20 protein-coding genes are annotated in these 26,666 nt (G+C 38.6%); 2 read left to right on the top strand and 18 right to left on the bottom strand.

The window, feature by feature from the left end; genetic code table 11:
* Positions 1-2: 2 nt before the first annotated feature.
* The 5 genes from PHY84_RS06760 to PHY84_RS06740 form a co-directional block, all read right to left on the bottom strand.
* Positions 3-1,934 carry a TonB-dependent receptor gene (locus PHY84_RS06760; protein WP_299858611.1) on the bottom strand — a complete coding sequence of 644 codons (1,932 nt, stop codon included), beginning with the start codon at positions 1,932-1,934 and terminating at the stop codon, positions 3-5.
* A gap of 155 nt (positions 1,935-2,089) precedes the next feature.
* Positions 2,090-2,245: a hypothetical protein gene (locus PHY84_RS06755; RefSeq protein ID WP_299858610.1), complete on the bottom strand. Its 156-nt coding sequence runs from the start codon at positions 2,243-2,245 to the stop codon at positions 2,090-2,092.
* A 33-nt stretch (positions 2,246-2,278) separates the two neighbouring features.
* Positions 2,279-3,781, bottom strand: coding sequence for a B12-binding domain-containing radical SAM protein (locus PHY84_RS06750; RefSeq protein ID WP_299858609.1), 1,503 nt, complete (start codon positions 3,779-3,781; stop codon positions 2,279-2,281).
* Positions 3,782-3,962: 181 nt separating this feature from the next.
* Positions 3,963-5,273: a methyl-accepting chemotaxis protein gene (locus PHY84_RS06745; RefSeq protein WP_299858608.1), complete on the bottom strand. Its 1,311-nt coding sequence runs from the start codon at positions 5,271-5,273 to the stop codon at positions 3,963-3,965.
* A complete protein-coding gene (locus PHY84_RS06740) occupies positions 5,242-5,730 on the bottom strand; it encodes a PAS domain-containing protein (RefSeq protein WP_299858607.1) in 489 nt (162 codons plus the stop codon). The genes PHY84_RS06745 and PHY84_RS06740 overlap by 32 nt, the downstream gene beginning before the upstream one ends.
* Positions 5,731-5,825: 95 nt before the next feature.
* Between PHY84_RS06740 and PHY84_RS06735 the strand changes: the two genes are divergently transcribed.
* Positions 5,826-6,932, top strand: a complete 1,107-nt coding sequence (locus PHY84_RS06735) for an MFS transporter (RefSeq protein WP_299858606.1) — start codon at positions 5,826-5,828, stop codon at positions 6,930-6,932.
* Here PHY84_RS06735 and PHY84_RS06730 read toward each other — a convergent pair.
* From PHY84_RS06730 to PHY84_RS06670, 13 genes are all read right to left on the bottom strand, one after another.
* Positions 6,916-7,722, bottom strand: coding sequence for a DUF481 domain-containing protein (locus PHY84_RS06730; RefSeq protein WP_299858605.1), 807 nt, complete (start codon positions 7,720-7,722; stop codon positions 6,916-6,918). The two genes, PHY84_RS06735 and PHY84_RS06730, sit on opposite strands and share 17 nt — an antisense overlap.
* A 6-nt stretch (positions 7,723-7,728) precedes the next feature.
* On the bottom strand, positions 7,729-8,541 hold the full coding sequence (locus PHY84_RS06725) for a mechanosensitive ion channel domain-containing protein (protein WP_299858604.1): 813 nt from the start codon (positions 8,539-8,541) through the stop codon (positions 7,729-7,731).
* 158 nt (positions 8,542-8,699) lie between these two features.
* A complete protein-coding gene (locus tag PHY84_RS06720; protein ID WP_299858603.1) occupies positions 8,700-9,440 on the bottom strand; it encodes a hypothetical protein in 741 nt (246 codons plus the stop codon).
* Positions 9,437-11,209 (bottom strand): hypothetical protein, encoded by a 1,773-nt coding sequence (locus PHY84_RS06715; RefSeq protein ID WP_299858602.1) that lies wholly within the window; start codon positions 11,207-11,209, stop codon positions 9,437-9,439. The genes PHY84_RS06720 and PHY84_RS06715 overlap by 4 nt, the downstream gene beginning before the upstream one ends.
* A 15-nt stretch (positions 11,210-11,224) precedes the next feature.
* Complete coding sequence (locus PHY84_RS06710; RefSeq protein ID WP_299858601.1) at positions 11,225-11,749, bottom strand: hypothetical protein; 525 nt, start codon at positions 11,747-11,749, stop codon at positions 11,225-11,227.
* Positions 11,750-11,763: 14 nt separating this feature from the next.
* Positions 11,764-18,297 carry a hemagglutinin repeat-containing protein gene (locus tag PHY84_RS06705; RefSeq protein WP_299858600.1) on the bottom strand — a complete coding sequence of 2,178 codons (6,534 nt, stop codon included), beginning with the start codon at positions 18,295-18,297 and terminating at the stop codon, positions 11,764-11,766.
* 108 nt (positions 18,298-18,405) lie between these two features.
* On the bottom strand, positions 18,406-20,034 hold the full coding sequence (locus tag PHY84_RS06700) for a ShlB/FhaC/HecB family hemolysin secretion/activation protein (protein WP_299858599.1): 1,629 nt from the start codon (positions 20,032-20,034) through the stop codon (positions 18,406-18,408).
* A gap of 98 nt (positions 20,035-20,132) precedes the next feature.
* Positions 20,133-20,447 carry a DUF309 domain-containing protein gene (locus PHY84_RS06695; RefSeq protein WP_299858598.1) on the bottom strand — a complete coding sequence of 105 codons (315 nt, stop codon included), beginning with the start codon at positions 20,445-20,447 and terminating at the stop codon, positions 20,133-20,135.
* Positions 20,440-20,748 carry a hypothetical protein gene (locus tag PHY84_RS06690; RefSeq protein WP_299858597.1) on the bottom strand — a complete coding sequence of 103 codons (309 nt, stop codon included), beginning with the start codon at positions 20,746-20,748 and terminating at the stop codon, positions 20,440-20,442. The genes PHY84_RS06695 and PHY84_RS06690 overlap by 8 nt, the downstream gene beginning before the upstream one ends.
* Before the next feature lie 2 nt (positions 20,749-20,750).
* Positions 20,751-21,491, bottom strand: a complete 741-nt coding sequence (locus PHY84_RS06685) for a metal ABC transporter permease (RefSeq protein WP_299858595.1) — start codon at positions 21,489-21,491, stop codon at positions 20,751-20,753.
* Entirely contained in the window at positions 21,488-22,366 is an 879-nt protein-coding gene (locus PHY84_RS06680; RefSeq protein WP_299858594.1) for a zinc ABC transporter substrate-binding protein, read from the bottom strand. Before PHY84_RS06680 ends, PHY84_RS06685 begins: the two co-directional genes overlap by 4 nt.
* A 2-nt stretch (positions 22,367-22,368) precedes the next feature.
* On the bottom strand, positions 22,369-23,652 hold the full coding sequence (locus tag PHY84_RS06675; RefSeq protein ID WP_299858593.1) for a hypothetical protein: 1,284 nt from the start codon (positions 23,650-23,652) through the stop codon (positions 22,369-22,371).
* Positions 23,653-23,710: 58 nt separating this feature from the next.
* Positions 23,711-23,977 carry a hypothetical protein gene (locus PHY84_RS06670; RefSeq protein ID WP_299858592.1) on the bottom strand — a complete coding sequence of 89 codons (267 nt, stop codon included), beginning with the start codon at positions 23,975-23,977 and terminating at the stop codon, positions 23,711-23,713.
* 71 nt (positions 23,978-24,048) lie between these two features.
* On the opposite strand from PHY84_RS06670, the gene PHY84_RS06665 reads away from it, so the two are divergent.
* The gene (locus PHY84_RS06665; RefSeq protein ID WP_299858591.1) at positions 24,049-26,622 is read left to right on the top strand and encodes an HAD-IC family P-type ATPase; all 2,574 of its coding nucleotides are present in this window, start codon (positions 24,049-24,051) and stop codon (positions 26,620-26,622) included.
* The last annotated feature ends 44 nt before the right edge of the window (positions 26,623-26,666 follow it).

Raw genomic sequence — 26,666 nt, 5'->3', positions numbered from 1 at the left:
TTTTAAAATCTCGCCTTTAGTCCTGCCATAATGGTTGTTGTAAAGTTTAGAGGATAAATAGCATCATCTTCTATCCAAAGAGCATTTTTACGGTTGAAAAGATTGTTTATTTTAGCAAAAAACTCCATTTTCTCTACACTATAAGCTGCAGATACGTCAGTGCTTATAAACTCCTCTTGTTTTTGCGAAAAGTTGTTTGCAAAATCATTAAACGCATACGCCTCAGAACGATATGTTTGTGTTAGTCCAAGCGTAATGTTTGAAGTCGGCATATAGTTAAGCGTGGCTTTTATAGTGTGTTCTGATACCCCAGGGAGGTCATTACCACTGTAATCTTCACCGTTTTCTACTTCTTTGTCTATCTTTGCTTTTACAAAGTTGTAGTTTATAACGGCACTGACATCTTGAGTTATAAGCCACTTATCATAAACATCTATGCCCCATTTATGAGAATCATCAATGTTCGTGTTTTTTGAACTTACGCTGTAGTAGTAAATCTCATCTTTTAAGTCGGCATAAAAGAGTGAGATTTTTAGCTTGTTGTTTTTGTCAAACCTGTTATACCCAATCGTTAGAGTGTCGCTTTTTGTCGGGTTTATAAAACCGTTAAATGTAACTACTCCAAACCAATCTTTGTTGAAAAAGCGGTCAATATCGGGCGCTTCGTAGCCATGAGCATAGTTTGCAAAAAGGGAGTTTTTCTTATCTAGCACCCTATTGTACCCAAGCTCTGCACCAAAGAGTGAGTTATCTTGCTTTAGTGACTGCAAAATATCACTATAGCGATATCCAACTCTCTCGCCTCGTACACCTGCTTTAAAAGAGTTGCTCCCCTTCACATAACCTGTCATTAAAAACAGTGCGGTATTTTCTTTATCGGTTTTATTTTCTATAGACCAAGTTGTCGGATAGGACTCTCTCGTACCGTCAAACAAATCAGCGCCGGCAGTTAGACTAAAGCCGCCATTTGCTACTTCAAGCGCTATTTTTGCCGAGTTGTAAATATAGTCGCTAACAGAGCCATATGTCACAAAATTTGACTTTTTTAGCTCTTGTGCGTAGTCGGCGACTAGCTCAGTGGAGCTGCTTAGAGAGTATCTTACCCCTAGATTAAATGCGTCCGTGTCATACTTTTGTCTGCTTGCAGTGCCTGAGCCCTGCTGTTTTGGATTTTGCTCATACTCGCTCTTTGTCAAGACTCCGCCATAGGTGATGTCGGCTCTTGCACTCAAAACTCCCGCTTTTAGCTCAAGCTCTTGGCTTGCAAAATATTTAACTTCCAAGCCGCCGGTTGCAAGCGAGTTCTCATCTTTGTTGCCGTCCGCATCTATGGTTCTTGCGCCGTCGCTGTCTTGAAGCTCCCCGTTTGCCGTTATCGCAAATTTCTCGGTTGTGTGCGATATAAAAGTATTTGCCCCTTTCATACCGTATGTTCCGCCGTAAAATGCCATCTCTTTATCGTTATTTGATTTGGTAGTGATATTTATAACACCTGCATTTGCTCCATCCCCGCCAAGAACTATTCCGCCGGATTTTATAATCTCTATTTTCTCGATGGAAGATGGCTGTATCGATGCTAAGAGTTGAGAAACTATGTCTATATTGTTGAGTTTTCTGCCATTGAGCGTTATAACGATATTTTGGTATCCGTTTTCCATACCATAGCCGTGAATGTCAAGCTTTTGTGAAAAGGAGTTGCCAAAAGACGGCATAGCAAAGAGCGAAGTCTGTTGGTTTAAAAACTCATAGAGATTTGAAACCTTTGCCCTTTGGATGTCCGATGCAGTGTAAATCTCAACGGCATCGCTGCTTTTTAGCTCATCCGTTTTTATGGCAGTAGATGTTATCAGTATTGGTTTTAGCTCAATCTCTTGAGCGACTAGAGTGGTGAAAAGCGTCGCTAAAAAAAGCGAAATGTTTATTTTTTTGTGCATAGATGCCCTTAGTAATATTTTATTATCTGATGTTACGCACCAAAACGAACTCGTCCGTTTTTGTGGCAGCTGCTTAAGTCCCTACAACCCCCTAAAGGGCACCTCTAAAGCTATTAAAAACAAGTTTTTCGAGAATTATGTGTTTACAAAAAATATTAATTAGACGGCGGAGAGTTGTTTTTTATGCGAAGCGGTTTGCCGCTAAGAGTGGAGACGCTTTGAGAGAGTGCGGAGATTTTGGTTTGCGAGACACAGGCTTGAATAGCGGCAAGTGTAAAATAGCCTTTTCCAAATCCTTTAGGTAGTCTCACATCGTCTCCATTTACAGTTTATGACATTATATCTTATTGCTGCCTTTTATTAAAACCTGATGTTCCTTTTTTGATTGGAGCGTGAGTGTCGTGGGTGTATGGTTTTAGGTAGGGCGGGACAACTCTTCCTTGAAGTTTCATCATATCTTGCAGCATTGTTTTTGCTACAAATTCCTGAGATAGCTTTTTTACTTCACAAAGGTATGCAAAGAGAAGCTCTCCCAATCTTTGAAGCGAAATCTGCCATGTTGCATCTGTTTGTGCATATATCCAAATACCAAAATCATAAAAATTTTCAAAGACGCTTCCATCTTGCCAGATAAGTTTAACGCTCTCTTTGAAGTTGCCGCTGTTGTAGGTTAAGTCCCAAAACCTTGAAAATCGCTTCATTACCCCAATCTCTTCAAACGAGAGCTTGGAAGTCTGCAAAACATCATAGGGCGGTATGTCACTATAGACCATGCCATGCTCTATGTCATGACGGTTGATATAAGTTCCTGAGAGCTTTTTGAGTATGCCGATTTGTATCTCGCAACTGCTTAGACTTACCAACTCATCAAGATTTTTGCCAAAACTCTCCAAAGTCTCACCCGGCAGCCCGACGATTAGGTCAAGATGGATATGCGCATGTGTCTCATTCTCTAAAAAGCGGATGTTCTCTTTGATTTTGTCAAGCTTAAGCGGTCTTGAGATATTGGCGGCAATCTCTGGATTGAGCGTCTGTATCCCTATCTCAAGCTGCAATGCACCCTCACCAAAGAGTTTCATTTTTGTTTTTAGCGACTCTGGAAAATGATCCGGTACAACCTCAAAATGGGCAAAATAGGGAGAGGGTTTTGCCAAAAAAAAGTCAAGCAGCCTGTTGGCGGTTTTTATGTTAAGGTTGAAAGTTCTATCTATAAACTTGAAGTTCCTAGCCCCTCGCTGCCAAAGAAGCTCAAACTCTTCCAAGAGTATATCAAGGTCAAACGCACGCACACGTTCGTCCATAGAAGAGAGACAAAACTCACACTCAAAAGGGCATCCGCGAGATGCTTCGACATAGATATAGCGGTTTTTGATATCATCGTCTGTGTAGTAGCGATAGGGAAGTGCTATATTTTTGAGCGATGGCATGCTCATTTTGATGATTCTCTCTTTTGGTGCATTATGAGAGAGGATTTTTTTGCAGAGTTTATAAAATACTTCGTCCCCCTCGCCTTGGATGATAAAATCAGCGGCATCGAGATTTACACGAAAAGGTTCATGTGAAACTTCAGGACCGCCCAAAACTATAACTGTTTGCGGTGATACTTTTTTGATGATGTGCAAAAGTTCATGGACTTGTGAGACGTTCCAGATATAGACCCCGATACCGATGATTTGGGGTTTGTGTTGCAGGAGTTTTTGCGCTATGCTTTGAATGGCATCATTGATGCTAAACTCCGCAATCATCGCATCTTGTTGCAACTCTCGCAAATTGGCGTAAAGATAGCGCAGGGCGATAGAAGTGTGTGTAAATCTTGAATTAAGCGTTGTAAGAATGATTTTTTTCATAAAGTGAAGTTTAACATATTATCCAAGCCAAAAGGGGGAAGGGCTGGATAATTAAAATAATTTATAGGTAATAAATCTCTCCTATGAAAGGGGTTGAACATAATCGAGATATGTAATGATAGTCACTCTGAGTTAATGCTCAGTAAATAGTTTTAAGATTTTGACTATTTTATGACAAAATCTACTTTTTAGCATACTCTTCTACCATTGCATCAAGTTGATGGAAGAGCGTATCGGAAGATTGCTCCATTGCACCAAAGTTTTTAGCAATGATTTTTGGATGGTCACCTTTTAGCACTGTGTTGTTTTTTACAAATTCAAGATTTTTTAGCACCATATCATGAACACTTGCATGTACACTGTCCATCTCTTTAAAACTCTTCATATGTCCAAACTTCTGTGCTCCTGCGCCTAGATACCATTTACCCATACGGCAGTTTTTATGATCTACAAACTCTTTGCTTGCGTGAGAGTTAAGTACCGCAGAGTAGGCATTTGATTTGAAGATGATGTGATCTACTTTGACTAGGGTTGTAAAGAGGCGGTTGTTTATAGCTATGGCAGCCTCTGATGATTTTTCCGCATAAGAGTTCAGTTCTGCAAAAGTCTGCTGAAACTCTCTGATAACATTGCTGGACTCTTGCGCAATATCGGAGATGCTATCAGAGCTTGTACGCATCTCACTTGCCTCTTGCTGTAGGGATTTGATATTGATTTCTATCTCATGGGTTGCCTTTTGGGTGCGCTCTGCAAGCTTGCGTACTTCATCGGCAACTACGGCAAATCCACGCCCATGCTCTCCTGCACGTGCCGCTTCAATAGCAGCATTGAGAGCAAGGAGATTGGTCTGGTCAGCGATATCTTTGATAAGATTTACAACATTTGAGATTTCACGTGAACGTTCTTCAAGATGGATGATAACTTCATGCGAATCGGAGATAGACTCCATAAGCGTGGAGAGTTTTTGGCTTATTGCATCAACATCTTCTATGCTTTGCGAGGAGAGATCGGCTGTTTTGTGTGAAGCTTGCGCTATCTCATCTGAACCTGCTTGCGAGAGAATAATATCTTTTTGCACAATCCCAAGTCCCCCGCCTACACCGCCGCCAAGTTGTGAAAGCTCATCAGAGAGAGTACCTTTGATTCGTGTTTCATACCCCATAGCTATAGAGGAGACAGCAAGCTTAAGTCTCTCGGACGTTACGCGAAAGATGCCATGGAGACCTTGCGGATTGGTGCTTCTGTATGTTTTACCGTTTGCTGCACTCTCTATGGATGTCTGCACGTCACGCATAAATGCTTCAAACTGGTCAAGCGCATCATTGATACTCCATGCAAATGCCGCCTCTTTTGAGTTGTCATTGGGTATGCCCGTTATACGCCCGCTTAACTTTCCATCCGCCGCGTCTTTGAGAACTTTAACAATCTCATCGTGTATCTGTTCATGGCGTTGTTTGTTTTTATTGATCTTGAAGAGAGATAATAAGCTCATCGTAAGAGACTCCTTTGTCATGTAAAATATCTGTTAAAACTTTAAATGATGCGTCAACTCCGCTGCTTTTCTCAACTGAGAGCATCTTTTGGTAGAGCGGGATAATGATTTGGAGTGCTTTTGGATTTGGTCGGCGTCTAACCGAGTAGTAGTCCACAATGTTGCCGCGTTCATCAAGCGTTGCCGTGATGTTGGCATAAACCCAGTAGTCATTGCCACCTTTAGTTTTGTTAAGTACATAGGCAAAAACTTCCTCTTTTTTGGGGATAGTCTCCCAAAGGTAGCGAAAAACCGCTTTTGGCATATCCGGATGCCTTATGATGCTATGCGCCTTGCCTAGCAGCTCCTCTTCGGAGTACTCCGCCATATCCATAAAAATTTGATTGCAGTAAGTGATGCGACCTCTTAGGTCTGTTTTTGAGACAATAAAATCTTCCTCTTTCATCTCTTTGAGCATAATAACAACCCCTTCACATAAGCTATTGTGATAAAAAAGTACATTATAGCGACTTTTTTCTGTTAAAGTAAAGGGTAGCTGAGTTATGATACCGTATGTCATTTCTTTTAGCAACTTTTTACTTTTTTTACTTTTCAGTCATCGGAGTTTATATCATTTTTCTGCCAAAAGTGCTCTCTATGGCGGGATATGTTCCAAGCGACATAGGTATCATCTTTGCGGCGGCTCCGCTTGTGCGTTTTTTAGTTCCTTTTGCTTTTATCAATGGACTTAAAATCAATGTAAAAAGCTTCAATGCCTCGCTTCTTATTATGTGTTTGAGTGCGCTCTCGTTTTACTTTTCGCTTGATAGTTTCTACAAACTGCTTCTCTCTAACATATCACTTGGCATCGGGCTTAGCATTGTACTTCCATACATCGAACTTATCTCACTGAACTATCTTGGCAAAGAGCGTTACGGGAAGATTCGGCTTTTTGGTTCGGTCGGATTTATCTTGGTTGCGCTTGTTTTAGTAAAGTTTCTTAGTTCACCCTCCGTTGCACTTCTTTATCTTTTGATTTTAGTGCTTATCACCGCATTTTTTGGCTTTGTGATTGCCAAAAAAGCAGATACTCTTTTGGAAAAGCAGAGCGAACATACTAACGACATTGACCTTTTGGCAGATTGGAAATTGTGGCTGGGGCTTACACTTATGCAGGTAAGTTTTGGTTCTTTTTATAACTTTTTTACCATCTATACAACCGACCACGGCGTAAGCTTGGATATGACGATTTATCTCTGGAGCTTTGGTGTCATAGTAGAGATTTTTATGCTCTATTTTCAGGGTGCGCTTTTGAGCAAAAATCTGCTTCTTATCCTTCAAATAACTACTTTTGTAACGGCGCTGCGCTGGTTTTTGGTTTTTGCATTTCCGGATGTCACAGCTCTTTTGTTCCTATCTCAAGCACTTCATGCGCTTAGTTTTGCACTTTTTCACTCAGCGGCAATCAGTTATCTTTTTTATCTGTACAAACACAAATCTTTAGCGCAACAACTTTTTTCCGGCATCACGTACGGTTTTGGAGCGTTTGCAGGGGCATTAATCGCAGGGTATGTTTACGAACTCTACCCAAGCTACCTTTTTTTAAGTTCGATGCTTATCGCACTTACGGCAACTTGGTTTTTAGCTCTTTGGGGGAGAGGAGTTAGTAATCCGCAATAAGATTAAATGTGAATTTTGTATCTGTTGAGGTTTTTCCCGTAAGTGCCGGTTTGTTTGTATAGTCAATATAGTACGCTACTCCGGCTGAAAATATATCAGACAGCCTTGTCGATAAACCGGTTTTTGAGTATGCGAAGTAGTTCTCTATATCTGAAAACTCTGATCTGTAGTTAAGAGTTTGATGGAACTTGAGATTTTCCAGCAGTTGCATATTGTAAACACCTTGAACTCTGTATGCGGCGTATGTTCTATCTGTGCTGCCAAAAATCTTATCTTTAGCATAGAGCAGATTTCCATCAAGCGTTAAGTCTTGAAAATCTGTTTTGATGGTTACATATTTTGCACCCGGACCCGTGTAGAACTGGTAGTCAAAACCTGAAAACTTATCATCTTTATATCCCATAAGATAATCCAGCGAGAGCCTTTGTGAGAGTTTATAGTCATAAACCAACTCACCTAAGAATCTGTTTGTGTTTTCTACATCATTATCTTCTCCATACTGCCAAAGCATAGAAATTTCAAGTGTGTGCAAATCCCATTTGCCGCTTAGTTTGGCATCGATATTGAACGCTTCGGTGTCGGAATTTCCTGAGTTAAGCATATAGCCCGCCTCTGCGCGAGCTTTATAAGTTAGCTCCTCTTTGGGCAGAGCGCTCTCAAGCTCTTTGAGATTTGCATTGAGACGTGCAATCTTTTGTTTGGTCTCTTTGATCTCAGCTTTGACATCTTGTATATATTGCTCCGCCATAAGCGAGAAGGCAACAAGTGAAAGTGCGACTATTTTTTTCATTATTTTTTAATCCTTTTTAAGATGTATATTCATTTGTGGGAACGGGATAGATATACCGTTGGCGTCAAATGCCAGTTTTGCTTTTTCAATCATGTCAAAATGAACATTCCAATACTCCTCAGTCTTTACCCAGACGCGAACTTCCAGATTGACGCTGTTATCTGCAAGGGCTGCAACTGCTACAAAAGGAGCAGGGTCTTGAAGCACCCTCTCATCCTCTTTGATGAGTTGCCAAAGTACCTCTTTTGCAAGCTTCAAATCATCGCCGTAGTCGATGCCAAAGGTAAGCGTAACTCTTCGTGTCGGCTTGTTGGAGTAGTTGATGATGTTGGAAGCGATAACCGAAGAGTTTGGAACCATAATAGTCTTGTTGTCAGGTGTCGCCATAATGGTGGAGAAAAGGTTAATCTCCTCAATAGTCCCAGAAACACCCGCCGTATCGACAAAATCCCCGACTTTAAACGGTCTAAAAATGATGATAAGCACCGCTGCACCGATATTTGAGAGTGAATCTTTGAGTGCAAGACCAATCGCCAAAGAAGCAGCCCCAAAAATCGCCAAAAAGGATGCTATGTTGATACCAAGCGTACTAAGAGATGCCAAAACGACAACAATGAGCAGTACAAAGTAGAGTACATTTGCAAGGAAATTGACAAGCGTGAGATCAACATGGGCTTTAATCATCAGATTTTTGATAAGCGCTGCACCTTTTTTGGCAACCGTTTTTCCTATAAAAAAGATAGCGAGTGCGAGAACAATTTTAACTCCATACTCACTCACATAAAGCATTGCCGGGTCTGTATATTTTGAAAAATCCATTATTTCTCCTATCGTCTTTGAGGCGTAATTATAGTCAAAGGGAGCTATAAAAGTGCTTTATCATACAGAAGCTTCGGTAGCGTAAAATAATTTCTGTAAATTCCAGAGTTTAGTGTATTTATGTATTTTATAAATTTGATATTTGGCAAACAAGACATTTATCTAAACTCACCCTCTAAATCATACTTTTTATCATAAAGCAATTCCTCTTTATTCATTTTCTCTCTATCCATATCGTGAATCACTAGAGAATCGAATATGGCTTTCATATCTTGTTTGAACTGTGTTTGCATAGCTTGAGGGGTAATGGAACTACTTTTTGTATCTCTGTCGTTCTTAGTTCCGCTGTGGGTATAGGTGTAGCTGTAAGCAAGATGAATATTTTTGGCTCCACCTTGATTATCAAAGTAAGTACAATTTGTTTGATAGCTTTTTGTACCTACACCAAGAGCAATATTTGAAGATTCAACTCTTGTACCGCATTTTAGTCCTCCGATAAAATCAACATATTGTTTCACATAATTCACGCCTCTTTCAGCGTTGTTCTTTTTCTCCCAATCAGACATTTTAAAGTTTTTAATTCGTTCCTCCATTTGATTACTTTTATTTTTGTATAGTAAATAATCACTTGCTATCTCGTCTTGTGGGATAATTCTTACCGTAATCCTCATATCCTCGCTCATCATGTTGGGGAGGTGACGCCATATACTCAACCAATCTCTTACTCCAATATCTGTAGGCAAGTCAAATGTTTTCCATGGAACAGAAGGTACCGAATTAGGTGTTTGTAATGAAATGTTTGGACTTGATAATTTCGTATAAGATTCTAACTTATAAACTTTTACACTTGAACACCCGATTAAAAATAATACACTTAGCATAAATATTATATTTCTCATTCTTTATACCCCGTCACATCTTTTAATTCTGGATAATCAGTAGGCTTATAACTACTGTGTGGTGAAGTTGGTGTTACTAATTTGAAAGTATTAAAGAGGTTGATTCTATCAACCAGTGAAGCCTCTCCATTAACTCCTCTATTTCCTCCCAATCCCTCACCCACAAAGTCATCAGGTTTAGTAAATGCTCCTTTATATGTATAGCCCAAACCTGGATTATTTTTAGTTCCTTCAATTGCCATTTTCAACTCATTCCCATTCACAGGCGAACCAAATGAAACATAGGTAGGCAGTTCGTAAATAGGCTTACCATTCGCATCAACCTTGCCTGTATAAAAATACTCCTGTGGCATAAACTTAGCTCCCGTATTATCACTACTATTGATATAGTTGATTCCGCTTTTTAGAAGCAGGTTGCTTTGAGAGTGGTTTGTAATATTTACTCCTGCTGTCCCTCTTGCGGTTGTTACATCTACATTAAATTCTCCATATTGTTTTGCTATACTTGTGGTACCGCCTACCGTATCTACTGCTGATTCTAGCAAGTCGGCTACTATTCCTCTACTTGGGTTGTAAAACACGGTTGCTTCTACAGGTTTTGTTTTATCGGTTTGATATTGTCCTATCATTCCTGTCTGTTCTAGTACATTTATTATTGCCAGTCCTTTATCATTCATGATTCCGTTTCCTCCGTTTTGGTAAGTGGCATTCTCTTTAGTTATTGTCACTGGTTCTTTTGAGATATAAAGACCTTGTACCTGCGATTGTTCCTCCTTGCTCATCTGCTTATATGCAGTACTTTGCTCTATTGGTATAAATTTATCTGAGTCTTGTTGATACAGCGGTGCATTTGAACTAACTACTTGCAATGCCTCTTGTACTGAATCTTTATTACCTGAGAGAATCGGTATCTCTCCCAACACTCCGCCATTGTTTCCATTTGATGGAAGTACGCCTAATGTAGCGTATGCAGCTATATTATCCCATAATGTACCGGCGACTGCTTCGACTTTATTATCACTAATAGCACTTGGTAAAGTATCTGCTATAGTTTTCATATTTTTATCCATATCTTTATAATCTTGCTTTATCTCTTCTCTCCCCTCTTGTGTAAGCAATCTATGGTCAAGCGTAGCATCTACTTTCACTCCGTAGTTTGTGTTTATCATGGTTTTAGAGATGTTGGAAGTATCTCTGTTTAGGCTTGTTGTATCATCTGAGTTTTCTTTGTCTGTTACGGTTACTTGACCTTCACCTAGAGTTGCTAGTGTTTTTGCTCTTTGGTAGCCCATAGAGTTTGCAAATGCCAAGCTGCTTGAGTTTACTTTAGTTGTAGAATCATCGTTTGGTTGTGGGTCTTTTGCATCAGGTGTGAATCCTATATTTGTTCCTACATTAAAGCTATTTCCTGATGTGTAGGTAGAATCTGTTGAGTTAGAGAATGTTAGGGTTTTTGTTTTTAGGTTTAGGTCTTCATTATCAATGAAGTTACCGTTTTTATCAAACTCTCCTGCTGCTAGAAGTGAGCCTTTTAGGTTTGTGTTGTTTTCTGTGGTTACGGTTACTTTATCTCCTGTTACGCTTGAAAGTACTGTTTGTTTTACTTTTACTCTTCCTGTGTTTGCTCCAACTGAAGCGTTGGCACTTGTTACACTTCCTTCACTGGTTCCGAATCCTGCACTTACATTAAACCCGTTTGAGTTTGAGTTAGTTACATTTCTCTTTGATTCTATGTTTAGGTTGTTTCCTACGGTTAGGTTTAGACTCAATTTTATTGCCTTTTACTATTCTTCACTTAATGGCTTATCTAAAATAGATTTCTTAATATATAAATCAATTTTCCAATAATTTGGATAAAGCTTACACCAACCATCAGAATAACACTCTTTTAAAGGATATTTAGCATCTTCTACTGTATGTTTATGTCCAAAATGGTCTATATGTTTAATATAATTATTTCCTTGTTTTTCATATATAAAAAGATTGTTATCATCTTGATAATTATATCTTTTACCATTATGTTTTACTGTCCAAATATCTTTTTTAGGAATTTCTATATCATCTCTTCCATTTTTTGTTTTTTCATAATATTTTTTATCATATTTGTACTCTACTTTATTAAATGAAGCTCCATAATCCTTGGGATTACCTCCAAGAGATTTACTATTTTTATACTCTGGTTTTAAAAACCATCTAACAGTCATATATGTTCCAGCACTAATTGACTGAGCTCCCAAGAGAGGAGTATCAAATAGTGGAGCACAAGCTGTTAAAAAAAATATTACTATAACTGATAATAAATACTTCATTGTTTTACTCCTTATTATTCTTGAGCTTTATAATTTTCTGTTCCATGCCCTAGTTTATTCCAAGTTGTAGGATTAAAAATATTTAGTGGATAAGATACATAATCACCGTCATTTTTTCTTATATCTTTTTCTTTATCTTTTATTATAAATATTTTACTAATTTCTTCATTACTCATTGGAGCACCATAACTTTTATATACATGCCCATTATCTTTAGAGCTTAAAGCTCCTTGTTTTGTTACAAGATTTCCTTGGGAGTGCATATATACATTTAAATCTGTATTATTATTTAGATACTCTTGTACTTGCTTACTAATTCCTGTTTGCATTCCTATACTATCTCCCCATTTATCAACTCCTGCTTCTATTAAATCTCCTAATATTCCTCTTGTCGGATTATAAGGGTTCACATATGTTTTATCTTCTCCTATTATATTTTTCCCACCTTGCATTGCATCGGCTTCAGAGTTAAGTATTCCATTTAGATATACATCTTTACTATTTTCATCTCCTTGTAATTTATGTAAATTATCATTTGTGCCAAACCAAATAGGTACATTTCCTAAAACACCACCACTATTTTCATTTGAAGGTAAGATATCTAATGTTCCGTGTGCTATCCAATCCCAAATTGTTCCTATTGTTGATTCTATTGGATTATCACTTTCTGCATTTGGTAATGTTTTTCCAACAATAGCCATATTTTTACCAATATCCTCATACTCCTGTTTAATCTCTTCTCTCCCATCTTCAGTAAGCAATCTATGATCAAGCGTAGCATCTACTTTCACTCCGTAGTTTGTGTTTATCATGGTTTTAGAGATGTTGGAAGTATCTCTGTTTAGGCTTGTTGTATCGTCTGAGTTTTCTTTATCTTGTATATCTATATTTCCTTTCCCTAATGTTGCTAAGGTTTTATTCCTTTGGTATCCTAGTGAGTTTGAGAATGCTAGGTTTGTTGAGTTTATTTTTGTAGTAGAATCATCTTTTGGTTGTGGGTCTTTTACATCTGATGAGAATCCTATATTTGTTCCTACATTAAAGCTATTTCCTGATGTGTAGGTAGAATCTGTTGAGTTAGAGAATGTTAGGGTTTTTGTTTTTAGGTTTAGGTCTTCATTATCTATGAAGTTACCGTTTTTATCAAACTCTCCTGCTGCTAGAAGTGAGCCTTTTAGGTTTGTGTTGTTTTCTGTGGTTACGGTTACTTTATCTCCTGTTACGCTTGAAAGTACTGTTTGTTTTACTTTTACTCTTCCTGTGTTTGCTCCAACTGAAGCGTTGGCACTTGTTACACTTCCTTCACTGGTTCCGAATCCTGCACTTACATTAAACCCGTTTGAGTTTGAGTTAGTTACATTTCTCTTTGATTCTATGTTTAGGTTGTTTCCTACGGTTAGGTTTAGAGTATCTTTTGCATTGACATTTGCGCCTTCAAATGCAGCATCGTTACTTGTGTTGATGTTTATGTTGTTTGCTTGGAGTTGCGAGTTGTTATAAGCTACGCTATGGGCATCGGAGTGTTGCTCACCGTATCCTAAACTAACGCTTGTTCCGCTTGCTGCTCCATACATTGTCATAGAGACTGAACCTGAGATCTCTTTGGTGTCTGAGGTTGAGTTTGTTGTATCTTCGCTTGCTTTTACACTCAGGTTTTTAGTCTCTATATTTATAGTATCTTGCGCTATAACATTTGAACCGCTTACTTTTACATTTGTATCTATTGATTTGTCAGTTTGGATGTTTATGTTGTTTGCAACAAGGTTTGAAGCTACACTTTGTGTTGCTTGATTGTTTGATGTAGTTTTAGAACCTTCTAGGTCTAAAGACAGCCCTGCTGAGAATCCAAAGGTTGCCGAACTCGCTGCGGCTGTTGCGGCTTGTTTGGCTATTGCCGCTGTTTTACTTGTCAAGTCTGCTGTTGCGGCCGCTATAGCCGCCAAGTAATATCTCTCATCATCTTTTGCATTATCGAGTATCTCTTGTATTTCTTCTATATCTTGGGCATCTACTCCTACTTCTTTATTACGCAAGTCTTGTTTTAACTGGCTCAGAGCTCCTTCAAGTTTTTTTACTTCTGTTTTATGGTTTGAGTAATCTTCTTTTACCTTTTTTAGCTGTTTGGCAGAGGCGGCGGCTGCTTTTACTGCGCTTGCAATCTCTACATATTCGTTTTGCACGGTTATGCTAACCTCTGCACCGGCATGTTTGTTTTTCTCATCAACATTTTTCGTATCTACTGCTTCTTCAATGCTCACATCACCTGTTTTTGCTACCAAAGCAATAGAGTCTTTTGCGTTTAAGTTTGAGCCTTTTACATGTATATCCTCGCTTGAATCGACTGAGATGCTTCCACTGTTTGATACAAGATTTGAAGAGATGTTTTTAACGGCGTTTGAGCTTACTTCATCTTTATCATAAGTTGCCGATGCAACATTTATTTTGAGTTTTGAACCTCCAGCAGAATCTTTGTCTGTTGAATTTTTAAGAACATCTACTTGCTGAGCTAGCGCACTCTTTGCCATATCAACTATGTTTGTCAGCTTTACTTCAACTTTTTGATTTAGTTTTGAGGCTTGGTTTTGTTCCTGTGCCGAGAGTATCTCTACGGAGTTTATATCACTTTTGATATTTATATCGTTTTGTGCCTCTATATTTGAGCCTATAACTTTTGTGCTACCTGTATCTGCTGTGAAGTTATTTCCTGCAACAATATTTGACTCTTTAATTTTTGTATCGTAGTTTTTATTTTTATTTATTTCACTTGTGTAAATAGCTCCTGCATCAATGCCTACCAAGTTCAATACTCCTAGTGGGTTAAAGCTTGTTTTTTTACTAAAACTCTCTTTTTGCCGTAGCTCTTCACCGGCTGCGATAAGCAGTTTATCAAAGGCTTCAAGTTGAACATCTGCTGCACTGCTTATATCTGATGCTATGATGTTTATATCTTTACCGGATTTTAGGATTACATTTAATGCCTCTGTTTGAAGTTGTGCTTCTTTTAGATTGAGATTATCAAGCCTATCCATTGAAACACTTTTTTTCAATCCGCCCCAAGATGATTTAGAAGTCTGGTGCAGTTCTCCTTCTTTATACTCTTTGGCTACAACATTGATATTACCTTTGGCATCGACTATGATGTTTTCATCAGCTTTTAGTTTTGCGGCTTCTAAGGTTACATCTTTATCGCTGTTTATTAAGATGCTTTTTGCATTTAAATTACTTTGAACAACACTCTCTTTATATGTCATATCTCTTTTAGATTTGGATGAGCCAAAGTTTCCTTTTTTATATGTTTGTACATCTTTATAGTCTATATTATTTGCTGCCAAGATATCTATCTCTCTGTTTGCATTTAGAACAATACTATCTTTGGCAGTTATACTTGATGCTTTTACTTGTATGTCAGAGCCACTTTGTAGGCTAATAGAATCTGCATTTAGTTGTGAAGCTATATGTTTGGTGTTGTCTGTTTTAGTAAAGCTTCTTCCCGCTGAGAAGTCTGCTTTATCAACAAGTTCTTTTGAGCTTAATTCTATGTCTCCATTCTCGGTTAGAAGGTTTATATTTCCGTTTGTTGCGCTGATGTTTGCAGCACTGTTTTTGATGTTATCTTTTGCTTTTATAAAAATGTCGCCATCGCTTGAGACTATCTTACTCTCACCACCGACTTTAGTTGATATAACTTCATACCTATTTCCATTAGCATCATTTTTTACTACGGTTGTCTCAGTGCTTGTCTCATTTATAACGCTTGCATCAGTGGATTCTATGTTAACTCTCTTGCCTGAGATAGTTGAGCCGTTTGAGTTGGTTATATCTTCTTTAGCTTTTATGTTTGTAGCCCCCGCAGCCGTTATGAGGCTTGCAATATTTTCAATAGATGTTTCAGAATTTACAGTCGTATCTTTATTTGAGGAGATGACCCCTTGTTCATTTTTTATACTTTTTGCAGAGATGTTTAAGTTACCCTCTGCTGTTAATTCTCCTGAGTTTACAATAGAATTTTTTACATTTAATTCAAATTCATTGCCAGCAGATATAACTGAACCACTGGAAGTTTTAGAGCTCTTGGCTAGATATACCACAGGCACAAGAACCTCCTCTCCGTTAACTATTTTAGTCTCCATCCATACTATATCTTTATCTATACTCGCCAACTGTTCATCAGTAGGCGCTTTACCTAGTTTTAAATCAACATTTTGTGATACTTCGACTGCATTATCCATCAACGATATATATGTTGTCTCTTTGTGTACCTTGCCGCCTAAGCGCTTGAGGCTATCTTTTACCAACTTAGTTTCATACATTGCATCACCAAGTCTTTTAGATATAGCGTCACCGTTATAGCCCATCTTGTTTAAAAAGTATTCACTGCCTATAAAATTAGATATATCGGTATATAAAGGGTTTGATTCTATCAAATACTCATGCTTAGTGCTTTTTACAAATAAGCCATAAGGGTTTGTCGGTGTAATATAGTCCTCTTTATCTATGTATCTGGTACTATTTTTGGCAGTGATTATATCTGTAAATATATCGTTTTGAGTCACAGCTGTATGAGCAGTCACATTTTCTAAGTTTGTGATATCACCAATGATATTATTTCCGGCCGATATGGTTGCATCCAAAGAACCTACCTCTCCGGTTACTACGGTTGTTGGCGATCCGTAATTCTCCCATCTGAAACTTGGATTAGAATGCTTGCTGCTATAACATGCGGAATAGCAGTTGTATATTTGAATCTCTGTCGTTTTCGTACTATATAGCTTTTCACTTTCATTTGAAATATTTGTTACTGCTAAACTCATGTCATTTTGTGCTGAAACATCACCTAGGTAGTTAAGCAAATGATTAGAATATATGCTTAAATTATTTGCAGAGGCAATAGAAGAAAATTTATCCGGAGCTATTGAAAATTTCTCATTTTTGTTTATGTATGTGTGTATTGATTCTCTCATGTATTCACTCAACGCTATCTTGTTATATGCTAACTCTATGCTTTGAATTTCCACTGTCTTTTCTGTTGTATCGGTAATATTTTTAAGAGTATCCGCAAATATAGCAATATTCCCTTTTTGGGTTTGGATAATACCTTTGTAGTTTTGTACCTCATTAATATTATGCAATGATTCATCTTTAGACAAAAGCATGTTCTCAACAGCATATAATCGAGCATTGTCTATGCCTGATACTTTAGTAGTATCTGTTTTGTTGAGTAGCAGGTTATCGACATGTATATTCATATTTTGTGAGCTATATATGGTGTTGTAGTTTAAAAGATCAGTGGCATAAACCTTCATATCGTTTAAAGATACAATTGCCGCCGTATTTACAATGTCTCCGTTTATATTTAGAGTTAAATTTTTTTGAGATTGTAAAAGTTTGTTGTTTACTAAATCACCATTTATGGTTTTTACACTCAAATCACCATTGGCTTGCAAATCAGTATTGTTGATTAAAGATTTTGTTTCTATATTCATTAAGTTATCAGAACTTAGCAAAACACCGCTTAGCTCCAAATTTTGATTATGCGCAAATATGCTTAGGTTATTTTTAGCAGTAAGCTTTGAGTCGCTTTTTATTTCTAAAAAATCATTTGCACTTATATACACATTGCCAGAACTGCTTAAATTTGTATTGCTTACAAGTATGTCCGATGCGTATATAGACAAATCTTTATATGATTCTGCCGTTGCGTTCACAGCATTGATGGTGTTTGATTTTATATTTATGTTGCCATTTGAGAGTACTCTTTTAAAAGTTAATTGACCATCCAAACTAATAATAATGTTATCTTTTGCCATTATCTCGGCAGGCAGATTTACACCGACACCCTCGCTCGTCCCGACAAGTCTTATTTTGTCCGCATATATGCCACCTAAAGCCGTAGAGTCTAAAGAAAAAATATCATTATTTGTCATAGTTATTGGAGTTATTGTGCCATCTGTAGATATATCATTGGTGCCTGTTATGATATTTACATCTTTTGCATATAGTTTAGAATTAAACTTTAGCGCTTTGGCATATAAATCAATTTTATCAACATTATCAATATTAAAATTCTCATCGCCTATTTCAATAATACCTTGGGTAATTTTGTAGCTTTTTAATTGATTCGCAGTAAATTGAGGTACACCTGTAGTAAGAGTAACTTTTGGAGTGTTTATAAATCCGCCGCCTTTTACAAAAATACCATTAGGATTCGCAACTATTACACTAGCCATACTCCCAGCTACTTCCGTATAGCCGGCCAATATGGATTTATTTAAACCGGTTACTTCATTTAAAATTCTATCGGCACTATTTGCATTTGCTAAGTTAGTATTGCCATAGATTACCCCTCCGAGCTGCGTTGTTACCTGTAGTTGATTAGAGTTGTTTAGTATAAGCCCTTGCTTTTCAACATTGTAATTTAAAAACTTATTGTGTGAAAGACCTGACGTATCCGGTTTTACAATGTTTATAATAGGCACACCGTTTCTTGCTGTTTCAAGATTTGCCTGATATTTTGCAGCTGATGCACTATCGACTACTACTGATTCCATTGCTGATAATTGCATAGGAAAAATCAATACAATTGAAATTTCAATAGACACAATTTGTTTAAATATATTTTTTGCTATTTTCATAAAAATATAATACAATAAAATTAATTAGAAATTATAAGAATAAGAAAATCCTATAAAATTATCGCTCTTTATTTTTGTTTCTGGCGTATTGTGTAACTTTTTGTTATAGTGTATTTCCGCTAAGTTGTTTAAATAAGCAATTTTAAGTCCGACAGAACTACCAATTATAGCTCCGCCTTCTACAACGCTAGTTGCTTTTATGTAACCATAATCAAGACCCAGATAAGGTGAAAATGATATATTTAAAATATTTTTTGTAACTTGAAAGTCATTCCTTATATAGCCACCCTTAAAGCCATTAATGCCGCCATCCTTAAACCCTCTAACACTATAGGGTCCCCCAATTGACAACTGTTCCGTGGCATACACGTCATAACCTGTGGATTGCGCATGTAGTGCCATATTTATCTTAGGTTGCAAGTCATGCTGAAAGTATTTTGTATAGCTAAAATCTAGCGTATATTTTGTAAAGTCTATGTTACTGCTTAAACTTTTATGCACCAACAACTCACTGCTAAAATAAGAGTCTTCCCCATAATAAATATAATAAAATCCAAAACTAAAAGTAGTTAAATTATAACTCTGCAACTCAATAAGAGTGTCACTTAGATAGTTTTTATTGTCTTTTCTGTTAAGTTTAGCTATAAAATTAAGCGAATATTTTTTAGAGTTATAAAGCATATACTCATCAGACAATGTAAAAATATCGCTTGAACCTTCACTAAGCAGAGTACTATCGAATTGGTCGTAAATTGTCTGTTTATATTTAAATGTTGACAAAGATATGGTAAAGTAGTTTTTAAAATAGGGCAGCGAATAAGATAGTGATGTCGCTAAAATATTGTCGCTAGTTTTAAAAACATTATCCGTTGTGTTGATGGATACACTGATAATATCGTTTATGCCAAACAGGTTTTCATAGCTCAGATAGACAGCAACTTGATTTTTGCCTGTTGCGCTACTGCCATAGTTATTTACACTTACATAACCATTATAATCACTATATCCGGTCTCTTTTGATATAAGTACATCGGTATAGCCGACTTCATCGCTTGGCTTTAAGTCCAATTTTACCACTTGAGAACGCAGTCTTTCAAGCTGTTTAATGCCAGTCTCTAAATCTTGCAAATTTAAAATATTTTCTTCCAAATCGTCATATATGTTTGAAATATACAAATCTCTGTTTTTTACTTTTTTTATTTTCCCCTCAAGCAGAGATATATCTATAATCCCATCCGATAAATCTTGTAATTTTAAATAGGCTCTGCTTGTAATGAAGCCTCTGGAGATGTATATATTGGAAATTTCTTTGGTAAAATTATTTAAATCTTCTATTGTATTGCATTTATTTACATAATGTTTTTTTATTTCTTCTAACTCTTTAGCCTCTAAAATATCAGATTTATCAATCATTATATCATTGATGAAAATACATTTTTTTTTATCTTCGGACTCTTTCATTTCAAGTTTATCTGGTTTAATTTTATCAATGTAATCTTTGGTTTTTTGTTGGTTTTTCTCAAAATGACGTTTTTGGTCATTTTCTAAAACTCTGTTTTGAAGAGAGTTTTGTTGATACAGGCTATTTATCTCATCTTGAGTAAGTGCGAGCAGAGTGTGGGTACAAAATAATAACAACAAGACAAGTTTCATATAATTTTACTTTAAATGATAAATTTTGTTAGAATACTTTGGAAATATTTAAAAATTACTTAAGGACACCTTAACTTTTATAAAATTTCGTTTTACCCTTAAGCCTCTCTGATACTCTGTATCTCTTGTATGATTAGATGGTATATCTCTTGATTGGGGGAGTTTATGCTGTTGATTAGTTCTTTGTATTTGAGATAAGTTTGCCACACTTTTTTTGCCTGCTCAATTTTGCCTTTTTTACGTAGCTCAAAACTTACAGAAGCGTTGATAAGTCCTTTTAACAGCTTCACCTCGTCGCTTTGCTCAAATCTTCTAGGAAACCAAATAGCTTCTAAATCTTCATGGGCTTCATAAAAATTTTCATTTTTGAGGTTTTTTAAAAATGAATCGAGATATTTTTTATACTCACTCATCAAAAACCGTCATATTTTCCCTCCAGTATCCTCTGCCGCCTCTAAGGGAGATGCAGTGGTGCAAAGGAAACCTTTTTTTGTACTCACCAAGTCTGTTAAGCGTTGTTTTACCTGTATCGCAGTAAAAAACAAAAACACTCCCCTCAGGCTCTTTTGCTAGTTCGTAAGGGTTGTAGAGTGTGGTGTTTGCGCCGTTGATGGGGGAGAGAATGGTGTCGATGAGCAACACTTTGATGCCCTTGGCTTCAAGGGCTTTTTTGTTCTCTAAAAACTCTCTTTGCGTCCACTCATTGCTAAACATCTCTATGCCCTCTTTGAACTAAAAAGTACGATAAGAGCCGTCAAAAATGCGCCTAAAAAGACGATGCTGTAGCCTGTGGGCAAATCATAAAAGTAGGAGATGACAATCGCAGAGATACTAAAAAACCATCCGAAAAAAAAGCTCCCAAGCAAAGGTTTTTTAAACTTTAGCGAGAGGGAGACAAACGGCGGAGCTATAAGAAGTACAAAAACCACAAAAACACCTGCAAGAGAAACGGAAGAGGTAACGGTAATGGCAAGAAGAGAGAAGAAGAGAAGTTCTTTGAAAAAACCGCTCAGTTTAGGATATAAAAAATACAAAGCAAGGGCAATAAATGAGTAAATAACCCCGCTTTTCATCACTTCGCTAGGAGGTGTGAAAAGTATATCGCTTGCCAAAAGTGATTTAAAATGTTCCATTCCCTCTGCCGAGTGGGAGAGTACCATCATAATCCCGCTTGCCCCCAAAACGTAAAGTATCCCGATAAACGCTTCAAGATGGAGTTTTCTTGTCGAAGCATATGCGATTAAAAGCGCGCTTAGCAGTGCAAAACCGAGTGTCAAAAGATAAAAATACTCTTCATGAAAATAGCCAAGGCTGATAGATGAACCAAGAGCTGCAAACTGTGCGATGGCAAGGTCTGTAAAGATAATGCCCCGCTTTAGTATCTCCATCCCAAAATAGGAGTGGAGCATCACGAGGATAACAACAAGAGCTATGGGAACAAGGAGAATATCTGTCATTTGATGGCGCTCGTGAGGTGGTCAAAGAGTGCACCGAGGTTGTCAATGTTCTCAAGCGCTTCTATGTCATGGGGCATTAAAATAATCTTTATACCCGTTTTTTGGCTGATAAAATCGGCTGTTTTTGTGGAGTGATAGACATCATGCAAAATGCAGCAAGGATTTTCCTTTTGTATCAACTCTATGGTGCTCACGGTGTGTTTGGATGATGGCGGAATGCCGGGGAGAGGCTCAATCGTGCCGATATTTACAACTCCGTACGCTTTGTTGAAGTAGGCAAGGTTGTCATGAAACTGAATCACTTTTCGTCCCTTTTTATCGCTCATCTTCTGCTCCCATATACGCATCTTCTCTTGCCACATTGTAGCAAAAGTAGCATAGTTTTTCTCATACACCTCTTTATCAACCGTATCTATGGAGATCAAAAACTCTTTTATAACTTTTGCAAGATGCAAGATATTTTGCGGGTCAAGATGAAAGTGCGGGTTGCCATCTGGGTGGATGTCTCCATCTTTTCTGTCAACACTGCTTGGTTTATTTATGAGCTCCACATGGTGCGAGAGGTTGAGAAAAGTTTTAGCCGAAGGTGCGATTTTCGGGTTTCCTGCACGACCCAGAAGCGGGGGCAGCCAGCCAATCTCCAGCTGTCCGCCGTTCATGATAAGCGCATCGGCATTTCTCACTTTTGTGATGAGCGAGGGGCGTGGGATAATAAAGTGCGGATCCCAGTTGCCCTGCGCCAAAACCGTTGTTGTTATATGCTCTCCGCCAATGGTTTTGGTAAGCGCCCCTATATAAGGGTAGCTAACCGCAATATCTAGGTGCGCAAGGAGCGTTATGGGCAAAAACGTTAAAAATGTAAGCAGTTTTTTCATGGTTAAAAACTATGTGCCGCATGCGCACCGATAGAGATATTTGCTTGAAGGATGACGGTGTCTAGCTTCTCTCTTTGCCCATCTTCATTAAACAATGACTCATCGTGGCTGTACTGAAGTCTAAATCTTGCAAATTCGCTTGTGTGGTACTCTACCATCGCCGTGTATTTGTTAAGACCGCTTGGCTGCTCTACACTCGCACCATTTTTTATAACATCATTTTTTAGTATAGTATCGTATCTCGCACCCATTCTCCAGTTTTTATCATGCGTGTAAATAAGCTGTGAGTAGAGACCGCTCTGTTTTTTTAGCATAGATGGAGATACAAAATTGCCTAAATCATCATTTGCATATTGCGTTCCCTCTAGCTCTCTTTGGAGATATTCGCTCTGCCACTTGATAGAGCTATATGAATCAAGCTGATGCAATACTACAAAATCAGCTCCATAAAGTTTAGCATCACCTGCAAATGCATGTGCCTCCTCTTCTTCCTCGCTATGGTCTATGCGAGAATCACCCTGTGCATAAGAGAAACCGCCCAAAATAGTTGTATTTCCTATATCGTGTGATGCTTTTATGTAACCCACAACCATAGAAGCACCATCACCTCCCTCAACATGTGCCGGATCTGCTGTAAGGTTTATGTTTGTCAGTTCTATCTCATCCTTTCCAAACATCTGCTCATTTTCTCCTTGAAGTATCTCTAAACCTGCCATCAAGTAAAACGGTGTCGGAGCTGTCCACTGAAGTTGAGCACCCACTTCGTTTAAGCCGTGCATTCCTAAAAATGCCTCATAGACAAGCGGCATATCTGCAAAATCCCAAGCGTGGTGGTGCTGTTCGTTAAGGTAGCCGAAGTTGGAGTTAAACTTTCCGCCCTTTACTCTTGTGCCGCGCCCTAGTGCATTTGAGGTAAAGAAAAGTTCCTCAATCTCAACACCGTTCTCTGAGAAGTGAAATACACCATCCATCGTAAAAAACGGGTCAACGCTGCTTGAGAGAACAAGTTCTGCATAGTTGAGGTTAAAGCCATTTTCTGCGTTATAAGTCGCATGGTTGTCACCATCATGTGAGTGAGAGCCTAGAAGTCCGTGAGCAACCCCGGGAACTTCCAAATGCCCTACTTCGCTATCTTTGATATTTCTATCCACATAAGAGGCATCCAAAATCAAAGAGATGTCAGGGATAAATTTTGACTGGTCAAATGTTCTTTTTTCAGCAGGAAGTACTTCTGCACCATAAACTAAAGCTGCGCAAACCACGCTTGATAATAATATTTTTTTCATAATTTTCTATCCTAAGGAATAATATTTTTTTGTTTTTATAATGATTGTTTTGTGGGTTTTAGGAGAGTGCGGGAGGGGCGCGGTTTTGGTTGGATTTTGTCTCGACATGAAAGTATGTAACGGGTGCGGTGTGTGCTATGGCTTCAAAATGAGAGAGTTCTACATTTTGAATAAACGAGACGGCGTCTGCACTTACAATGTTGCTGTTTACGGTACAGATTAGACATGTAGAGCCGTCGTTATGCTCTATATGCTTAACTTCATGGATAGCCGCAAAGCTTGTGACAATAGCAAAGAGAATAGAGAGCAATATATTAAATTTCATCAGTGGGATTTTACCATAATTTTATTTTATGTTATCATTAGAAACTATCCTTATCAAAGGCAGGAGTTGCCATGTTTCATACCAAAAGTGCGCAAGAGACGCTGCAGCATTTGGAGTGCAGCAGTGAGGGACTTAGCGCCGATGAGGTGCTAAAACGTACACAACGTTATGGGAAAAATGTCCTGCCGCAAGCAAAAAAGCGTGGCGTGGCTACCATATTTACAGAACAGTTTAAAGGTCCTATCGTCTATATTCTATTTATCGCATCAACTGTTTCGTTTTTGATTGGGGAGTATAGCGATGCAGGATTTATTTTGGCGGCACTTCTTTTAAATGCGGTGGTTGGAACGTATCAGGAGTATGTTGCAGAAGAGAAGGCGGATGCTTTAAAAAAGGCGATAAAGACATTTGTTTATGTCCTAAGAGACGGGCGCAGGGTGGAGATACCCAGTGAAGATGTAACAGTAGGGGATGTGGTTTTTTTTGAGTCCGGCGTAAAAGTTCCTTCCGATATACGTCTGCTTGAGGCAAATGAACTTCAAGTCAATGAGTCGCTTCTTACGGGAGAATCACTTGAAGTAGGCAAAAGATATGACTATATCTCTACAAATGCCAACGAGCCAATCGCAGAGAGAAAAAATATGCTCTACGGCGGTTCTTTGGTTACAAAGGGCAGAGCCATAGGCGTTGTTACGGCGGTGGCACAGATGACGGAGGTGGGCAAAATCGCCTCTCTTTTGGCGCATGAAAAAACAGCACAACCGCCTTTGACGGCAAGAATGGAGAAATTTTCTCTTAATATCGCAAAGATAATCGGCGGTGTCGCACTTTTCATCATTATGCTTGGTCTCTCGCATGAGATGCCGCTCAAAGAGATTTTCTTTCTCACGGTCGCACTCTCTGTCTCAGCTATTCCAGAGGGGCTTCCGGTAGCTATCACCGTGGCACTGAGTGTTGCAAGTGCGGCGATGAGCAAGCGAAATGTTATAGTGCGCAAGCTCTCTGCCATTGAGGGGCTTGGCTCTTGCACGCTTATCGCAAGTGACAAAACCGGAACGATGACGCAAAACCGTCTTAGCGTTGCTTCCATCGTTACACCGCAAAAAAGCTACAATCCTGATGAATATATCAGTGAACACTTGCTTCTTGGCGCAAAACTCTGCAACGAATCGACATCTCACGAGGAGAACGGAGAGAGAGTTTTTATCGGCGATCAGGTAGATGTAGCTCTTGCACGCTATGTACTTGAACTGGATGAGGAGCTTTTTAAAAGACATGAAAAACAAAAACCCATCGATGCTCTGCCGTATGAACCTATAAACAAATACTCCGCAGCGAGCTACCGGATAGACGGAGAAAAGATACATTTTATCAAAGGCTCTCCCGAGATAGTAGTGGGCATGTGCGGCATGGGTGAAGATGATGCAAAAGCGGTTCTTGCGCAGGTTGACGAATGGGCGGCAAAAGGGTTTAGAAACATTGCCCTTGCCTACAAAGTGAGCGATGAGAGCGGTATTGCCAAAGAGGGGTATGGCTACATAGGATTTGCCGCTATCGCCGACCCGCTTCGAGAGGGCGTTAAAGAGGCGGTGCTTAAAGCACAAGAGGCGGGAATCAGTGTCGCTATAGTAACGGGAGACCATCCAAACACCGCATTTTTCATCGCAAAAGAGCTTGGTATCGCTCAAAGTGAAGATGAGGTAATCGACGGTTTGGAGATTTCACGCTGGATGGAGCGTGGAGAGCATAAAGAAGAACTTGCAAACAAGCGTGTTTTTGCCCGTGTTTCGCCTGAACAAAAACAGCTCATTATCAAGGCGTTTCAAGGACTTGGACACTATGTGGCGGTAACGGGAGACGGTGTCAACGATGCACCCGCACTAAAATTTGCCAACATTGGTATCGCTATGGGAAAAAGCGGCACGGATGTAGCACGTGAATCAAGCGACCTTATACTTACAGATGATGCTTTTGGCTCTATCGTAAATGGCATAGAAGAGGGACGCGTGGCGTATGACAATATCCGCAAAGTGATTCATCTGCTCCTATCCACCGGAGTTGCCGAGATTGTGCTTGTTGTACTCTCTATACTCTTTTTTATCCCGATACCTCTTTTGCCTGTGCAGATACTCTGGCTCAACATAGTTGCAAACGGCGTACAAGATATGGCGCTTGCCGCCGAAGGGGCAGAGCCGGGGGTGTTAAAACGCAAACCGCGCGACCCAAAAGAGCCGATATTTAACCAAACAATGATGAGCAGAGTTGTCATAGGTGGTCTGTATATGGGTTTATCTGCATTTGCACTCTTTTACACACTGCTTGAGTTTGGATACAGTGAGGATGCAGCGAGAAACAGCACCCTGCTTCTGATGATACTTTTTGAAAATGTCCATACGTTCAACTCCCGCAGCGAAAATATCTCAATTTTTAAAATCGACCACACCAAAAATATGCTTTTGTGGCTTTCCGTCGCAGTCGCTCAAAGCATTCATCTAGTTGCAATGTACAACCCTTTTATGCAATCGCTTCTTGGCATACAACCCGTCGGGGTACAGATGTGGGGAGCGTTGCTTCTTATGGCTCTTACATTGGTTGCGGTCATGGAAGCAGAGAAATTTTTTAGGAAGAGATTTTCAACCCATTAGGAGTTTGGATAATAAAATCGCCAACCTCACAGAAGAGGCGGCGA

Origin of the sequence: Sulfurimonas sp., assembly GCF_028694605.1 — a bacterium.
Taxonomy (GTDB): Bacteria; Campylobacterota; Campylobacteria; order Campylobacterales; family Sulfurimonadaceae; genus Sulfurimonas.
The sequence above is the reverse complement of the archived record's forward strand: the minus strand, read 5'-3'. Positions and strand labels throughout refer to the sequence as shown.

What these genes read in the sequence shown, in the direction of transcription:
- PHY84_RS06760 (WP_299858611.1), bottom strand. Translation starts at nt 1,934, where the DNA reads ATGCACAAAAAAATAAACATTTCGCTTTTTTTAGCGACGCTTTTCACC.
- PHY84_RS06750 (WP_299858609.1), bottom strand. Translation starts at nt 3,781, where the DNA reads ATGAAAAAAATCATTCTTACAACGCTTAATTCAAGATTTACACACACT.
- PHY84_RS06745 (WP_299858608.1), bottom strand. Translation starts at nt 5,273, where the DNA reads ATGAGCTTATTATCTCTCTTCAAGATCAATAAAAACAAACAACGCCAT.
- PHY84_RS06740 (WP_299858607.1), bottom strand. Translation starts at nt 5,730, where the DNA reads ATGCTCAAAGAGATGAAAGAGGAAGATTTTATTGTCTCAAAAACAGAC.
- PHY84_RS06735 (WP_299858606.1), top strand. Translation starts at nt 5,826, where the DNA reads ATGTCATTTCTTTTAGCAACTTTTTACTTTTTTTACTTTTCAGTCATC.
- PHY84_RS06730 (WP_299858605.1), bottom strand. Translation starts at nt 7,722, where the DNA reads ATGAAAAAAATAGTCGCACTTTCACTTGTTGCCTTCTCGCTTATGGCG.
- PHY84_RS06725 (WP_299858604.1), bottom strand. Translation starts at nt 8,541, where the DNA reads ATGGATTTTTCAAAATATACAGACCCGGCAATGCTTTATGTGAGTGAG.
- PHY84_RS06720 (WP_299858603.1), bottom strand. Translation starts at nt 9,440, where the DNA reads ATGAGAAATATAATATTTATGCTAAGTGTATTATTTTTAATCGGGTGT.
- PHY84_RS06710 (WP_299858601.1), bottom strand. Translation starts at nt 11,749, where the DNA reads ATGAAGTATTTATTATCAGTTATAGTAATATTTTTTTTAACAGCTTGT.
- PHY84_RS06705 (WP_299858600.1), bottom strand. Translation starts at nt 18,297, where the DNA reads ATGGAATCAGTAGTAGTCGATAGTGCATCAGCTGCAAAATATCAGGCA.
- PHY84_RS06700 (WP_299858599.1), bottom strand. Translation starts at nt 20,034, where the DNA reads ATGAAACTTGTCTTGTTGTTATTATTTTGTACCCACACTCTGCTCGCA.
- PHY84_RS06695 (WP_299858598.1), bottom strand. Translation starts at nt 20,447, where the DNA reads ATGAGTGAGTATAAAAAATATCTCGATTCATTTTTAAAAAACCTCAAA.
- PHY84_RS06690 (WP_299858597.1), bottom strand. Translation starts at nt 20,748, where the DNA reads ATGTTTAGCAATGAGTGGACGCAAAGAGAGTTTTTAGAGAACAAAAAA.
- PHY84_RS06685 (WP_299858595.1), bottom strand. Translation starts at nt 21,491, where the DNA reads ATGACAGATATTCTCCTTGTTCCCATAGCTCTTGTTGTTATCCTCGTG.
- PHY84_RS06680 (WP_299858594.1), bottom strand. Translation starts at nt 22,366, where the DNA reads ATGAAAAAACTGCTTACATTTTTAACGTTTTTGCCCATAACGCTCCTT.
- PHY84_RS06675 (WP_299858593.1), bottom strand. Translation starts at nt 23,652, where the DNA reads ATGAAAAAAATATTATTATCAAGCGTGGTTTGCGCAGCTTTAGTTTAT.
- PHY84_RS06670 (WP_299858592.1), bottom strand. Translation starts at nt 23,977, where the DNA reads ATGAAATTTAATATATTGCTCTCTATTCTCTTTGCTATTGTCACAAGC.
- PHY84_RS06665 (WP_299858591.1), top strand. Translation starts at nt 24,049, where the DNA reads ATGTTTCATACCAAAAGTGCGCAAGAGACGCTGCAGCATTTGGAGTGC.